Annotated in this window: 14 protein-coding genes; 11 read left to right on the forward strand and 3 right to left on the reverse strand. The window is 68.1% G+C overall.

Translation table 11 applies throughout. The features are described from left to right. Positions 1-10 precede the first annotated feature (10 nt). On the forward strand, positions 11-1996 hold the full coding sequence (locus tag KY501_RS13990) for a tail fiber domain-containing protein (protein ID WP_224363426.1): 1986 nt from the start codon (positions 11-13) through the stop codon (positions 1994-1996). A gap of 6 nt (positions 1997-2002) precedes the next feature. Here KY501_RS13990 and KY501_RS13995 read toward each other — a convergent pair whose 3' ends face one another. Continuing rightward, positions 2003-2857 carry an SDR family oxidoreductase gene (locus KY501_RS13995; RefSeq protein WP_224363427.1) on the reverse strand — a complete coding sequence of 285 codons (855 nt, stop codon included), beginning with the start codon at positions 2855-2857 and terminating at the stop codon, positions 2003-2005. A gap of 118 nt (positions 2858-2975) precedes the next feature. On the opposite strand from KY501_RS13995, the gene KY501_RS14000 reads away from it, so the two are divergent. Then, on the forward strand, positions 2976-3617 hold the full coding sequence (locus KY501_RS14000; protein WP_224363428.1) for a TetR/AcrR family transcriptional regulator: 642 nt from the start codon (positions 2976-2978) through the stop codon (positions 3615-3617). Here the strand turns inward: KY501_RS14000 and KY501_RS14005 are convergent. Next, positions 3614-4519: a DUF72 domain-containing protein gene (locus KY501_RS14005; RefSeq protein WP_224363429.1), complete on the reverse strand. Its 906-nt coding sequence runs from the start codon at positions 4517-4519 to the stop codon at positions 3614-3616. The two genes, KY501_RS14000 and KY501_RS14005, sit on opposite strands and share 4 nt — an antisense overlap. Before the next feature lie 280 nt (positions 4520-4799). On the opposite strand from KY501_RS14005, the gene KY501_RS14010 reads away from it, so the two are divergent. Beyond that, on the forward strand, positions 4800-5132 hold the full coding sequence (locus KY501_RS14010) for an HPF/RaiA family ribosome-associated protein (RefSeq protein ID WP_224363430.1): 333 nt from the start codon (positions 4800-4802) through the stop codon (positions 5130-5132). 27 nt (positions 5133-5159) lie between these two features. Here the strand turns inward: KY501_RS14010 and KY501_RS14015 are convergent, their stop codons facing one another. Then, positions 5160-6266 (reverse strand): cyclic nucleotide-binding domain-containing protein, encoded by a 1107-nt coding sequence (locus tag KY501_RS14015; RefSeq protein ID WP_224363431.1) that lies wholly within the window; start codon positions 6264-6266, stop codon positions 5160-5162. Positions 6267-6540: 274 nt separating this feature from the next. On the opposite strand from KY501_RS14015, the gene KY501_RS14020 reads away from it, so the two are divergent. The 8 genes from KY501_RS14020 (at position 6541) to KY501_RS14055 (ending at position 12664) form a co-directional block, all read left to right on the forward strand. Continuing rightward, complete coding sequence (locus KY501_RS14020; protein WP_224363432.1) at positions 6541-6972, forward strand: response regulator; 432 nt, start codon at positions 6541-6543, stop codon at positions 6970-6972. Position 6973: 1 nt separating this feature from the next. After that, entirely contained in the window at positions 6974-7609 is a 636-nt protein-coding gene (locus KY501_RS14025) for a thioredoxin domain-containing protein (protein ID WP_224363433.1), read from the forward strand. After that, positions 7606-9021 (forward strand): sensor histidine kinase, encoded by a 1416-nt coding sequence (locus KY501_RS14030; protein WP_224363434.1) that lies wholly within the window; start codon positions 7606-7608, stop codon positions 9019-9021. Before KY501_RS14025 ends, KY501_RS14030 begins: the two co-directional genes overlap by 4 nt. Positions 9022-9029: 8 nt before the next feature. Next, positions 9030-9764, forward strand: coding sequence for a response regulator (locus KY501_RS14035; RefSeq protein ID WP_224363435.1), 735 nt, complete (start codon positions 9030-9032; stop codon positions 9762-9764). Between the two features lies 1 nt (position 9765). Beyond that, positions 9766-10485, forward strand: a complete 720-nt coding sequence (locus KY501_RS14040; protein ID WP_224363436.1) for a sensor histidine kinase — start codon at positions 9766-9768, stop codon at positions 10483-10485. Positions 10486-10510: 25 nt separating this feature from the next. Next, positions 10511-10879 carry a response regulator gene (locus KY501_RS14045; RefSeq protein WP_224363437.1) on the forward strand — a complete coding sequence of 123 codons (369 nt, stop codon included), beginning with the start codon at positions 10511-10513 and terminating at the stop codon, positions 10877-10879. 96 nt (positions 10880-10975) lie between these two features. Beyond that, on the forward strand, positions 10976-11914 hold the full coding sequence (locus tag KY501_RS14050; protein WP_224363438.1) for a Rieske 2Fe-2S domain-containing protein: 939 nt from the start codon (positions 10976-10978) through the stop codon (positions 11912-11914). 9 nt (positions 11915-11923) lie between these two features. Next, entirely contained in the window at positions 11924-12664 is a 741-nt protein-coding gene (locus KY501_RS14055; RefSeq protein WP_224363439.1) for a lysophospholipid acyltransferase family protein, read from the forward strand. Positions 12665-12677: the final 13 nt, after the last annotated feature.

Here is a 12677-nt window from a genome sequence, read left to right on the forward strand (position 1 = left end):
GAGCCCCGACATGACTCTCGACGATTCTTCCCCCCTCTTCGACTACTTCATCGCGACCCAGCAAGCGCCCTTGCAGGCGAGCACCTCGGACACGCCGACGACGGGCCTGCTCACGATCTATGTGAAGAGGAAGGGCTCGGAGCCGGCATACACGAATGAGATCAGCATCTACGTGAGGGCGGACTCCGAGGCCGGGGCGCTGTTCCAGTCCGCTCCCTCCTCGGCGATCAACACCGGCGATTGGGGGCCAGCGACCACCAGGCTGGTGCGGGGTTCCGAGGTGGGGCTCTCCTCGGGCTCCTGGGCTCATTACACCTTCAGCGCCCGCGACCCGAAGTACTACGATGTTCCAGGCAACCTCGTCTTCTGTCTGTCCGGCCCGGTCTCCACCTTCACGGGCTCGAGCGAGGTGCACATCTATGAGACGTCCGGGACGACCGACGATCCTTCCACGTTCACGGACAAGGAGCTGACAACGACGGTCGACGTCGTGGCGCCGGCCTTCTACCTGAAGAACCTCATCGCGACCGCGACGGGGGCGCCGACGGTGCCGAGGACCGAGTTCGACAACGGGGCGGAGATTCAGCTCTCGTGGGAGAGCAACGGCACCTACTTCGAGGTCTACCGGAAGGGTGACAGCAAGCCGGTCTACCAGGGGAGCGAGACGTTCTGCCCGCTGCCCGGGCTCGCCACGGATACGACGCTGTTCCTCGTCGCCTCGATGACGGGTGATCCGGGCCAGGACGAGCCCTCGGGCGGCTACCAGGCCATCTCTCTCTACGACGCGCTGACGATCACCATCAGGAACCCCGATCTGACGCCGAAGACGGTCAAGACCACGCAGGACGTGACGGTCGGCGGCGCGCTCTCGGTGACGGGCCCCGCCACGCTCGATCAGGGCCTGCTGGTGAAGTTGCCAGACGGAGGTGGGCAGTTGCGGTTCTCCAACAAGCCCGAGAACCCCTGCGTCATCGCCACGAGCAGCAGCGATGAGAAGCGGCCAGCCCAGAGGCTCAGCCTGATGGGCCCGTATCAACAGGACAAGAACTCCAGCCAGCTTCCGCAAATCCATCTCGACGCGAACGAGACCACGCTCAGCGGCGCGGTGACCATCGCTGGCAAGGCCACGCTCAACGGAGCCGTGGCCATCAAGGCCCCCGTGGCCAGCCCGCTCTACGTCACCGGGAACATCAACGACACGAAGACCGGGATCGAGTTCCGGCACACCAACGAGTCACAGGGGATCGGGTTCACCTTCAACACCATCTACGCGACGGGCAGCAACGCGGACCAGGACCTCATCCTCAAGCCCAGGGGCACTGCAGCCGTGACTGTGCAAGGGCCCCTCTCGGTGCAAGGGGCCCTCGGGGTGCATGGGCCCCTCGGGGTGACGGGCATCCTCACGTCCGACCAGCTCTCGCTGGGGCAGATGGATCCCAAGAACGGCAAGTACGTGTACGTCTCGAAAGGGCTGCACGTGAAAGGCGAGCTGCTCTTCTGGTGGGATGCGGACAAGTGCTGGAAGCAGATCCAGAACAGGGCGAACGATTATGCGGGCTCATACACCTGGACGGAGGACACGCAATTCAAGGCGCAGGTGCGCGCGGTCGATCACGCGCTCGACAAGGTCAAGAAGCTCCAGGGTGTGTACTACCAGGTGAACGAAGCGGGGCTCCAGCATGTCACCCGTGACGTCGAGGAGAGCGTGTCCGCTGGACCCGAGGCCACGGCGGAGGAGAACGAGCGCGTGTGGGGCGCGGAGCGAAAGAGGAGGCGTGACGCGCTCGCCGGCGACCGGATCGGCATGGTCGCCCAGGATGTAGAGAGGACCCTCCCGGAGATCATCCGCACCGACGAGGGAGGCCGCAAGACGGTGGATTATGGCCACCTCACCGCGGTGCTGGTGGAGGCCCTCAAGGAGCAGCAAGCGCTCATCGAGGAGCTGAGAAGCCGCCTCACCGCCCTCGAAGCGTCAGCCGGGCCTGCCGCCAGGTGAGGGCGTTCAGGCAAAGGCCACGGCGAAGTCGCGCGCCCAGTCCTCGAAGCGCCGGGGCTTGTGGCCGAGCACCGCCTCGACGCCATTGGCCAGCATGGCGGAGCCTCCCGCGCGCACGAACGCGCTGGCTTCGGCGGCGATATCGGCCTGGGCTTCTGGCACTCCCGCGGCAATCATCTGGGTGCGAGCGGCCTCCACCGTGAGCTCAACCGCCTTGAGGGGGCGCTTGAGCACCCGGGAGAGCACCTCCAACTGCTCCTTGGCGCTGAGCAGCTCCGGCCCGGTGAGGGTGTACACATTGCCCGCGTGCTGGTTCGACGTGAGGACCGCGGCGGCCACCGCGGCGATGTCCCGAGGGTCGATGACGCCCTGCTTGCCGTCACCCGTGGCGATGGGCACCGGATTGCCCGCGCGGATCGCCGGGGCCCACCGCAACGTGTTCGACGCGAAGCTCGACGGGCGCAGCAGCGTCCACGCCAGTCCCGAAGTCTGGAGGGCCTCCTCGCCTGGGCGGTGCCAGCTCCCTACCTTGAAGGTGGAGTATCCCTCGGCGCTCATCCCCGCCAGCTTCACCATCTTCCTCACGCGGCTCCGGATCGCTGCCTCCACCATCGCCAGATCGTGAATGGCCACCTTCGGCCCGGGCGCGCTCAGCAGGAACACCGTGTCGATGCCCTCGAGCGCTCGCAGGAGCGAGGCTCGGTCCTCGAAGTCGCCCCGGACGAACTCGATCTCGCCGCTGACAGGGGGACGGACCTTCTCAGGGTGTCGCGTCATGGCGCGGACCTTCGCGCCCTTCGCGCCGAGCTGCTTGACGAGCTCTCGCCCCACCGTGCCCGTGGCACCCGTGACCAGAATCATCGAGCCCTCCTTGGCCTACAATGGCGTTCATGATTTCGCATCAGCTATGCGGAACCAGGACTCCGTTTATATACGGAGCCCAGGTTCCGGTTGTCAATCTCATGAGCCGGGGTGTGCCATGAGCGCGAGCAAGTCGGCTCCGCGCCGGGAGCGGAAGCAGAGCCCGAGCGCCCAAGACAGCGCGGACGCGCTGCGTGCGGATGCGCGGCGCAACCGGGATCGGGTGCTGGAGGTGGCGCGCGAGCTGTTCGCGTCCAAGGGGCTCGCGGTGGGGATGGACGACATCGCGAAGGAGGCCGGGGTGGGGGTGGGCACGGTGTACCGCCACTTCCCCACCAAGGAGTCCCTGTTCCAGGCGGCCGTATTGAGTCACATGGAGGCGCTCATCGAGGACGCGCGCTCCCTGATGGAGGCCGCGGATCCGGGGCAGGCCTTCTTCGACTTCCTGGAACGGCTCGTCGAGCAGGGGACGGCGAAGAAGAACCTCATCGATACCCTGGCCCAGGGCGGTGTGAAGGTGGCGGCTGCTCCGCCCGAACTCTCCCGGGAGTTCCGGCGTGCCGTGGACGCGCTGCTCACCCGGGCCCAGGAGGCCGGTGCCGTCCGAGAGGACATCGAGGCTTCCGAGATCGTCGCGCTGGTGGGCGGCGTCTTCACGGCGGTGCAGCGCATGGGAGGCGACAGCCGCTCGCGTCGCCGGATGTTCGACGTGATGTGTGACGGCCTCCGCGTAAGGCCCAGCCCCCAGGGCAAACTCTAGAGGAGCGTGTCCTGGTGCTCGAGTGTGGCCGCGGTCAGGTCCATGGGGCGCGCGTAGGGCTCCAGCACCCGGGCGTATTCGCGTAGCAGCGTCTCGGGGGCTTCCACCTTCTGGCCCGTCACCATCGCCTTCAGCATGAGGGCATTGGTGACTCCCTTGCCTCGCGCGTGGTTGTTGGTGATGACGTACACGTCCTCCACTCGCGCGTGCGCGGCGACCTCCTTCGTCCGCTCCGCCCACGGCTCCAGCTCCTTCGCCGAGTACAGGTAGTCATACCGATCGATGGGCGACTTGTGGCGGAACCACTCCTTGTAATTGCGCCCGTGCACGCGCACGTAGCCCACCGCCGCCGTGGCCCGGGCGCTCGGGGCAATCGAGTCCTTGAACAGCGGCTGGTCGATGTTCACGAAGCCCAGCCCCCGCTCCACCAACTCCGCGTAGTACGAGGGCTCGTTCCACGAGGCGTGCCGCACCTCCAGCACCAGCGGGAAGCCCTCGAACGCCGAGACGATGGCGTCCACGTGGTCCCGGTTCGCCGGCTCGTTGCGGAAGGACCAGGGGAACTGCACCAGCACCGCGCCCAGCCGCCCCGCCTGTTGCAGCACTCCCAGCCCCACGCGCGCCCACCGCACGTCCTCCGCCGTCCACGGCTCGGAGCGCTCGTGCGTGAAGCGCTTCCACAGCTTCGCCGTGAAGCGGAAGTCCGGGTTGAACTCCGTGCGGTCCAGCCACAGGTGCGCGTTCTTCGGGGTGATGGGCGCGTAGAAGGACGTGTTGAGCTCGACGGTGTCGAACAGCGTCGCCATCGCCACCAGCGGGTCGAACTCCTTGGGCCGGGGCTTCGGGTACACCACCCCCTCCCAGTCCCTGTACGTCCACCCAGCGGGCCCGAACCGGATCATGTGGCCTCCTCGGAGCCGGAAAGGGCTCCCGACGCACAAGGTAGGCACTCGGACGGCCTCCCTGGCTGCCTGGCCGCCCGAGTCACAGGCAGTGAGGCGGGACGCACGCGCCGTGAGCTGTTGCAAGGTGCGGCGCAACCGCTGCGCACCGTGGCGGAATGCTCGCAAAGCGTGCGTGCCCGGGGGCCGCATCTTCTTGAATTCGTTGGGGAATCGTTGGCCCTGGGAATGCAATTGAGAGAGGGTGAACCGGCCCACGGGGCCACAGCCGAGGCGTCAGATGAACCGACCGCTGCAGATCACCTACCGGGGTATGGATCCGAGCGAGGCCATGTCCGAGCACATCCGGGACCAGGCGGAGAAGTTGGAGCAGTTCTTCGATCGCATCGTGGGCTGCCATGTGGTGGTGGAGCAGCCGCACAAGCACCATCGGCAGGGCAAGCTGTTCCATGTCCGCGTGGACCTCCACGTGCCCGGCAAGGACATCAGCGTCGGCAAGGAGCACGCCGAGCGGCAGACGCACGAGGATCCGTATCTGGCCGTGAATGATGCCTTCGAGGCGGCGCGTCACCAGTTGCAGCACTACGCGGACGGGGTGCGCGCGCACCACTAGGTTCGTCCCGGGCACGCCGGCGGCTGCTCACTTCGGGCTGTCGGCGCGCTGCACCAGCTTGTGGGCCAGGGCCCGCGAGAGGTTGAGCAGCAGCAGTGCCGCCGCGCGCGAGCTGGAGTCGATCAGCGCGCGGAGCGACTTCTCGCTCAGGCACAGCACGCGTGCCCCCGAGCCGGTGGCGCACACGTCGCTGATGCGTGACGAGGACAGCAGGAAGGCCACCTCCCCGAGCACCTCGCCCGCGGTGGGCGTGGCCACCACGCGCTCCCCATCGCGCACCTCCAGCGAGCCGGAGAGCACCACGAAGACGGTGCGCGCCACCTGCCCTCGCCGGATGAGGTAGTCCCCCGGAGCGCACTGGATGACGTGGCTGCTGGCCAGCACCGCCTGCAATTCCTGCTCGGAGAGCCCGGCGAAGACGGGGGGACGCACCGGGCCCATCAGCTCGTGCACCTGCCGCCAGTAGTGCTCCGGATCCGTGAGCTCCTGGCTCAGCACGTCCCGAGCCGCCTCCAGCAGCGGCGCCACGCGCGCGGGCACCTCCGAGCGCCCATCCATGGGCAGCAGCGTCCGCAGCGGCGAGCCCACCCACTCCATGTGCTCGCGATCCCGCAGCACCATCACCAACGGCACCATCACCCCGAACTCCGGGTGATCGAACGTGCCCAGGTAGGGCCGGAAGCCCAGCGACATATAGAGGTTGAGAAGGTGCGGCTGGCAGTCGCAGAAGGCCAGCTCCAGCCCCTCGTCGATCAGGAAGCGGGTGACCTCGTGAATGAGCCGGTAGGGCACGGTGGTGCCGCGCATGTCCCGGCGCACCATGAAGCGCCCCACCACGGACAGTTGCTCTAGCGGCACCAGCGGCAGGAAGCGCTCCAGCGCGAAGCGCTCGGTGAGGGACTCGGGGATGGCTCGCTCCCGGCCCAATTGCACCCGGAGCGCCCCCACCACCTCGCTCTGGACCTCCGCGTACAACTGGTGCGCCGTGCCGTCGTCCTCGTCCTTGAGCCAGTGCAGGGAGTGATCCGCCTGGCCCTGGTAGAGGTGCATCTCCTCGACGTAGGTCGCGTACCTCAGCCGGTAGATGGCTTCGCGCTCATCCTCCGTGCGGGCAAAGCGAACCTCGACGTCCATCCAGGAAACCCCCAATGCGCCCCCGAACCTATCAGCGAGCGAGGTACCCGAGCGTTCACTTCCGGATGCTGCCGCACCCAGGATGGCCTTCCGGGCAGCACTTACCCCTCTGCCTGTGTCGCCTGTCCAACCTCAAGTGGGGCGTTAGGACAGTGATGGCGATCCAATCGCGTTAGCCTGTAGCAACAAGAGTCGCGGGGGACTCCCGGGCAGTCCGGTCGGTTCTCTCACATGAACTTACATCTTTTTGGGTAACCGCGAGGCAATCGACACCATGAAGGAGAGGCTCACAGTCCTGGTGGTCGATGACGAGCACCCGGTGCTCATCACCGCTGCTGCCGTGCTGTCCGAAGATTTCCGGGTGCTGACGGCGCAGGATGCGGCGGCGGCCCTGCGCCTGCTGGAGCGCAACACCGTCGATGTGGTGTGCACCGACTTCAACATGCCGGGGCAGAACGGCATCCAACTACTGCGCGAGGCGACGGCGAAGCAGCCGCACCTGTCGGGCGTGCTCGTCACCGGGCACGCCGAGTATCTGGAGAAGCGGGACAAGTACGAGGCGCAGGGGCTCTACTACCTGCTCATCAAGCCGTACGAGCCCGCACGTCTGGTGGAGATCGTCCAGCGGGCGGCGGAGTCGGCCCGGCTCAAGCGGGTGATGAGCTCGCTCTCGTCGGAGCTGGGGGCCTGGAAGCGAGTGATGTGAGATGAAGGGCAGGCTTCCAGCGGGGCGCGGGAGCACGCTGCTCGTTGTGGCCGGAGTGTTGTGGCTGGCCGCGGTGCTCGGAGGGATGGCGGCGTTGGCCCGTTACGCCGCCACGCCGGGTGAGTTCCACGAAGCGCCCGCGCGCTGGCCCGCGGACAGCCTGCTGCACCCCACGCCGGGCCGTTCGCTGCTCGTGATGCTGGTGCATCCGCGCTGCCCCTGCTCTCGCGCGAGCCTGGGGGAGCTGGCGACGGTGATGGCGAGGGCTGGTGGGCGCGTGGACGCCTATGTCCTTTTCCACCGTCCCGAGGGCGAGTCCAATCGCTGGGTGCAGGGCGAATTGTGGGAGCGCGCGGCCTCCATTCCGGGCGTCACCGTGCTCGAGGACGTGGGGGGCGCGGAGGCTCGGCGGTTGGGCGCCACCACCTCCGGGCACGTGCTGGTCTTCGATGGAGAGGGACGGCTGCGCTTCAGCGGAGGGATTACCCGTTCGCGCGGGCATGCGGGAGACAACGCCGGGCGTGACACGGTGGAGGCCTTGCTGCAGGGCCGCGAGGAGGAGGAGGGGCGGCATCCGGTGTACGGCTGCGCGCTGGAGAGCCCCGCCGCGCCTCGCGAGGCGGTGGCGTCACCATGAGCCAGACACTGGTAGAGGAGGGCACGCCCGCGGAGTTCGAGGAGCGTGCCGCCCGGCTCCTGGCTCAGCACCAGGATGAGGTGTGGCGGCGGGTGGATCGGCTCTTTGCCCGGCTGATGATGGGGCAGTGGGTGGTGGCCATCGCGGTCGCGTTGCTCTTCTCCCCGTACGGGTGGGAGGGCAAGGTTCGCTCGGTGCACGTGCACGTGCAGGCGGCGGTGTTCCTCGGTGGCGCGCTCAGCCTCTTTCCCTTCGCGCTGGTGTGGCTGCGGAGCGGCACCGCGCTCACCCGCCACGTGGTGGCGATTTCCCAGATGCTCTGGTCCGCGCTGCTCATCCACCTGACGGGGGGCCGCATCGAGACACACTTCCACGTGTTCGGCTCGCTGGCCTTCCTGGCCTTCTACCGGGACTGGCCGGTGCTGCTGAGCGCCACGTGCGTGGTGGTGGTGGACCACTCGCTGCGCGGCCTGTTCTGGCCCGAGTCCGTTTACGGCACGCCGGATCCGGAGTGGTGGCGCCTGCTGGAGCATGTCTTCTGGGTCTTCGCCATCGATCTGGTGCTGCTGTTCTCGTGCTTCGGGGCTCGGCGGGAGATGCGCGAGATGGCCGAGCGCCGGGCGGCGGCGGAGCTGGCCTCCGAGCGCGAGCAGGAGAAGTCTCGCGAGCTGGACAAGGCGCTGACCGAGCTGCGGGACACCCATGAGCACCTCATCCGCGTGGAGAAGCTGGCGGCGGTGGGGCAGCTGGCGGCGGGCGTGGGGCACGAACTGCGCAACCCGCTGGCCGCCGTGCGCAACGCGCACGCCTATCTCTCCAAGCGCCTGGCGAAGCCGGAGGAGGCGGCGACGGATGCGCGCGTGCCTCAGTTCCTGGCGTTGATGGACCGGGAGCTGAACAACTGTGCGCGCATCATCTCGGACCTGTTGGACTTCGCGCGGGAGCGGGCGCTCAGCCTCCAGCCGTGCCCGCTGCGGCCGCTGGTGGACGAGGCCATGGGCGTGGTGCCTCCGCGTGAGGGCGTGCGGGTGCTCAACCAGGTGCCGGAGACGCTGCCGGTGCCGGTGCTGGATCGGGAGCAGTTCCGGCAGGTGCTGATCAACCTGGTGCAGAACGCGGTGGAGGCCATCCCGTTGGGGCGGAGCGGGGAGGTGGTGGTGCGGGCCGACGGAGGTGGCCCCGAGCCCCTGCGGGTGCGCGTGGTGGACGACGGGGGCGGCATCCCCCCGGACGTGCTGCCGCGCATCTTCGAGCCGCTGTTCACCACGAAGAAGCAAGGGACCGGGCTGGGGCTGTCCATTGTGGCCACGCGCGTGCAGCGCCATGGCGGTACACTCCAGGTCGTGAGCGAACCCGGTCGTGGCAGTGAGTTCATCATCCAGCTCCCGCCCGCTGTGGCGAGGGCGGCCTAGGAGGCCCCGTGAGCACGGCGCGCATCCTGGTGGTGGATGACGAAGAGTCGATGCGAATCACCCTCGCGGCGAACCTGGAGCTGGAAGGGCACCAGGTGGTCGAGGCCTCCACGGGCGAAGAGGCGCTGAGCCTGGTGAAGCAGCAGCCCGTGGACGTGGTGCTGGCGGACATCCGCATGCCGGGGCTGCACGGGGTGGAGCTGAACCGTCACCTGCGGCGCGAGCAGCCGGGGCTGCCCGTGGTGCTGATGACGGCGTTCGCCCAGGAGAGCCTGGTGGATGATGCGCTGGCCGAGGGCGTCTTCACCGTGCTGCACAAGCCCTTCGACGTGGAGCACCTGCTGCGGACGCTGCGGCGCGCGGCGCGCACTCCCGAGGTGCTGGTGGTGGATGACGTGAGGGATGTGGCGGAGGCCACGGTGGAGGGGCTGCGGCTGTGCGGTGTACGCGCGGAGGCCGTTTACGACGGGGACGCGGCGGTGGAGCGCATGCGCTCGGGGAGCGTGGACATCTGCGTGGTGGACCTGGTGATGCCGGGGATGACGGGCCCGGAGGTGGTGGAGCGGTTGCGAGGGGTGGGGCAGCCGGTGGGCTTCATCGCCGTGTCCGGGCATGACGTGCCAGAGATGATGCGCCAGGTGGCCGCGCTGGGGGACGTGTCCTGCATGCGCAAGCCCATCTCCATCCGGGAGCTGGCCCAGACAATCGCGCGAGCCCGTGGACGCGCGTTGACGAGGAACTGACATGGACGAGCAAACTCCAGGGGTCGAGGCCCGCGAGCGCGCGGCGGTGGCAGAGGTGCTGACGGCGGTGCTGCGCCATGACTTGCGCAACCGGTTCTCCAGCATCCGCAACGCCTCGTACTATCTGATGAAGCAGACGCAGAAGACGGACCTGTGGAAGGCGGATCCACGGGTGGAGGTCTTCTTCCAGCTCATCGACCGTGAGCTGGCCTCGGCCGAGGAGCTGCTGTCGGCTCGCAACCTGGCGGTGCTCCCGGCGGCGCAGGAGCGGGTGGTGCTGTGCGATGCGGCGGAGCGGGCGTTGGCGGTCTCGCACATTCCTCCGGCCATTCGCGTGGAGCGCACCTGGCAGGACAAATCGCGGGTGGAGGGAGATGGAGAGAACTTCGCCCTGCTCACCCGCTGTCTCATCGAGAACGCGGTGGAGGCGATGCCCCAGGGCGGCACGCTGGGGGTGCGGACGCTGCAAGGCGACGAGGGGCGCGTCATCCTCGAGGTGACCGACACCGGTTCGGGGATGAGCGACGAGCAGCGATCGCGGGCGTTCGAGCCGTTCGTGACGACGAAGCCGGGGCATGCGGGGGTGGGGCTGTGCATCGTCCAGCGGCTGGCGCTGCGTGGCCGGGCGTGGGTGGAGCTGAAGGCAGGCGAGTCCGTGGGCACGCGGGCGCGGGTCTCCTTTCCCATCGCGGAGGAGCCCGGAGCCGCTGGCGGAGTGTGAGCGAGGAACCACGGAGGGGGGACCCATGGAGAACTCGGGAGCACCGCGGCGGAACCTGCTGCTCGTGGAGGATGATCTGGCCAACTCGCTGACGCTGTCGGCGCTGTTGGAGGACGCGGGCTTCACCGTGGTCATCGCCGAGTCCTGTGCGCAGCTCGCCGGGTGCCTGCAGGGGCCGTCGCGGTACGACGCGGTGCTGCTGGACTCGACGCTGGGGGATGGAGACGGGTGGGAGCTGATTCCGTTGATTCGCCGCCAGCTGCCCGAGGCGAAGCTGGTGCTCGTGTCGGGGCAGCAGAGCTTCGGTACGCGAGCCCCCGTGGATGCCGTGTTCCAGAAGGGAGAGCAGGTGAGCGAGCTGCTGGCGTGTCTGGAGCGGCTGCTGCACCGGTAGCTCGTCCGAGGCGGCGCGTGGGCCTCCCGAGGTGGAGGACTGTCCTGGAGGGTGGTTGGAGCACCCGGCTCCCGTCACTATCATGTCCAGCAGGCCATGGACCCTCGCTTCCCCTTCACTTCCTATCCGCACGGCTGGTTCCAGGTTGCCTGGTCCGATGAGCTGCCCATGGGGGGAGTCATGCCCCTGTCCTGTTTCGGCCGCGAGCTGGTGCTCTTCCGGACAGAGGATGGGGTGGTTCATGCGCTCGATGCCTACTGCCCACACCTGGGAGCACACCTGGGCCATGGGGGACGTGTCCAGAAGGGCAACCTGCAGTGTCCCTTCCACGGTTGGCGCTTCAACGGCCAGGGGACCTGCGTCGAGGTCCCCCACGCGGGCAAGATTCCTTCCGGCGCGAAGGTGCGCGCGTGGCCGGTGCACGAGCTCGACGGCATCATCCTCGTTCACCATGGGCCCGAGGGCTTGGAGCCGCCCTGGCGGGTGCCGGAACTCCCCGAGGCTCGCTCCGAGGGCTGGGTGCTCTTCCAGAAGAAGCAGTGGCGCATCCGCACCCACGTGAATGAGATCTCCGAGAACATCGCGGACTCCACCCACTTCCAATACGTCCACAGCCTGCTCTCGCAGCCGGTGAGTGAGTTCTCCTCGCAGGACCATGTCTTCCGCATGGACTCGAAGGTGGTGCAGCCCACTCCGCGAGGTCCGGTGAACGGCCGCATCCAGGCCGATGCGTATGGGCCTGGCTACTGGGCCATCCGGTTCACGGGCATCACCGATGTGACGTTCATCTCCGCCGCTGTTCCGGTGGGGCCCGAGCACGTCACCCTGAGGCACACCTTCTTCGCCCGGCAGCCCGCGTTGCCGGGATCCAGCCAGAATGTCGTCAAGGCGCTGGTGGCGGAGATCATCCGGCAGGTGGAGGAGGACATCCCCATCTGGGAGAACAAGATCTACCGGCCCAAGCCGTTGTTCTCACCGGAAGAGCGCTCCATTCCCGCGTTTCGCCACTGGAGTCGCCAGTTCCTCGGAGAGTAGAAGCGCTCCATGCCCGAGCGCACCTATTCCCGCCCAGTCCAGGTCCTGAGGACGGTGCTGGCCGTGGGATGGGCCATGCTCTCGCTGGTGGTGTTCATCCCGGTGGCCCTGCTGGCGCTCCCGTTGGATCGGCGCCAGCGGGTGCATGACGTCTGCTCCATCCTCTGGGCGCGCGGCATCCTCGCGCTGGTGGGCGCGCGGCTGACGGTGCGTGGCGCGGAGCAGGCCTTCCGGGACGAGCGGTACATCATCGTCGCCAACCATCAGAGCCTGCTCGATGCGATGGCGGTGGTGGCGGCGCTCCAGCCACGTACCTCCGTGCGCATGGTGGCCCGGCGTGGGGCCTTTCGCATCCCGCTCATCGGGTGGGCCATGCGGCTGTTCGGTCACATCTCCGTGGATCCGCGCAGCATGCGGGCCTCGTTGCCCGGGCTCCAGCAGGCGCAGCAGGGGGTGGCTCGGCGCTGGTCCACCGTCTTCTTCCCGGAGGGGACGCGGAGCCCGGATGGCAAGGTGCGCCCGTTCCACAACAGCGCGTTCCACATCGCCTCTCGTGCGGGGGTGCGCGTGCTGCCTGTGACAGTCTCCGGCGCGTTCGAGATCATGCCCCGGCACAGCAACTTCGTGCTCCGGACAGGAGAGATCCAGGTTCTCGTTCATCCCGCGGTGGGGCCGCTGGAGCAGACGCATGATGCGGCCGTCGCGGCGTCCACGGCGTGTCAGCAGATCATCGAGGCGGCGCTCCCATGAGCGGCGTGTCCCC

Origin of the sequence: Hyalangium versicolor (genome assembly GCF_020103695.1) — a bacterium.
Taxonomy (GTDB): domain Bacteria; phylum Myxococcota; class Myxococcia; order Myxococcales; family Myxococcaceae; genus Hyalangium; species Hyalangium versicolor.

Excerpts from the sequence above, each read along its gene's own strand:
- KY501_RS13990 (WP_224363426.1), top strand. The coding sequence starts at position 11 with ATGACTCTCGACGATTCTTCCCCCCTCTTCGACTACTTCATCGCGACC.
- KY501_RS13995 (WP_224363427.1), bottom strand. The coding sequence starts at position 2,857 with ATGATTCTGGTCACGGGTGCCACGGGCACGGTGGGGCGAGAGCTCGTC.
- KY501_RS14000 (WP_224363428.1), top strand. The coding sequence starts at position 2,976 with ATGAGCGCGAGCAAGTCGGCTCCGCGCCGGGAGCGGAAGCAGAGCCCG.
- KY501_RS14005 (WP_224363429.1), bottom strand. The coding sequence starts at position 4,519 with ATGATCCGGTTCGGGCCCGCTGGGTGGACGTACAGGGACTGGGAGGGG.
- KY501_RS14010 (WP_224363430.1), top strand. The coding sequence starts at position 4,800 with ATGAACCGACCGCTGCAGATCACCTACCGGGGTATGGATCCGAGCGAG.
- KY501_RS14015 (WP_224363431.1), bottom strand. The coding sequence starts at position 6,266 with ATGGACGTCGAGGTTCGCTTTGCCCGCACGGAGGATGAGCGCGAAGCC.
- KY501_RS14020 (WP_224363432.1), top strand. The coding sequence starts at position 6,541 with ATGAAGGAGAGGCTCACAGTCCTGGTGGTCGATGACGAGCACCCGGTG.
- KY501_RS14025 (WP_224363433.1), top strand. The coding sequence starts at position 6,974 with ATGAAGGGCAGGCTTCCAGCGGGGCGCGGGAGCACGCTGCTCGTTGTG.
- KY501_RS14030 (WP_224363434.1), top strand. The coding sequence starts at position 7,606 with ATGAGCCAGACACTGGTAGAGGAGGGCACGCCCGCGGAGTTCGAGGAG.
- KY501_RS14040 (WP_224363436.1), top strand. The coding sequence starts at position 9,766 with ATGGACGAGCAAACTCCAGGGGTCGAGGCCCGCGAGCGCGCGGCGGTG.
- KY501_RS14045 (WP_224363437.1), top strand. The coding sequence starts at position 10,511 with ATGGAGAACTCGGGAGCACCGCGGCGGAACCTGCTGCTCGTGGAGGAT.
- KY501_RS14050 (WP_224363438.1), top strand. The coding sequence starts at position 10,976 with ATGGACCCTCGCTTCCCCTTCACTTCCTATCCGCACGGCTGGTTCCAG.
- KY501_RS14055 (WP_224363439.1), top strand. The coding sequence starts at position 11,924 with ATGCCCGAGCGCACCTATTCCCGCCCAGTCCAGGTCCTGAGGACGGTG.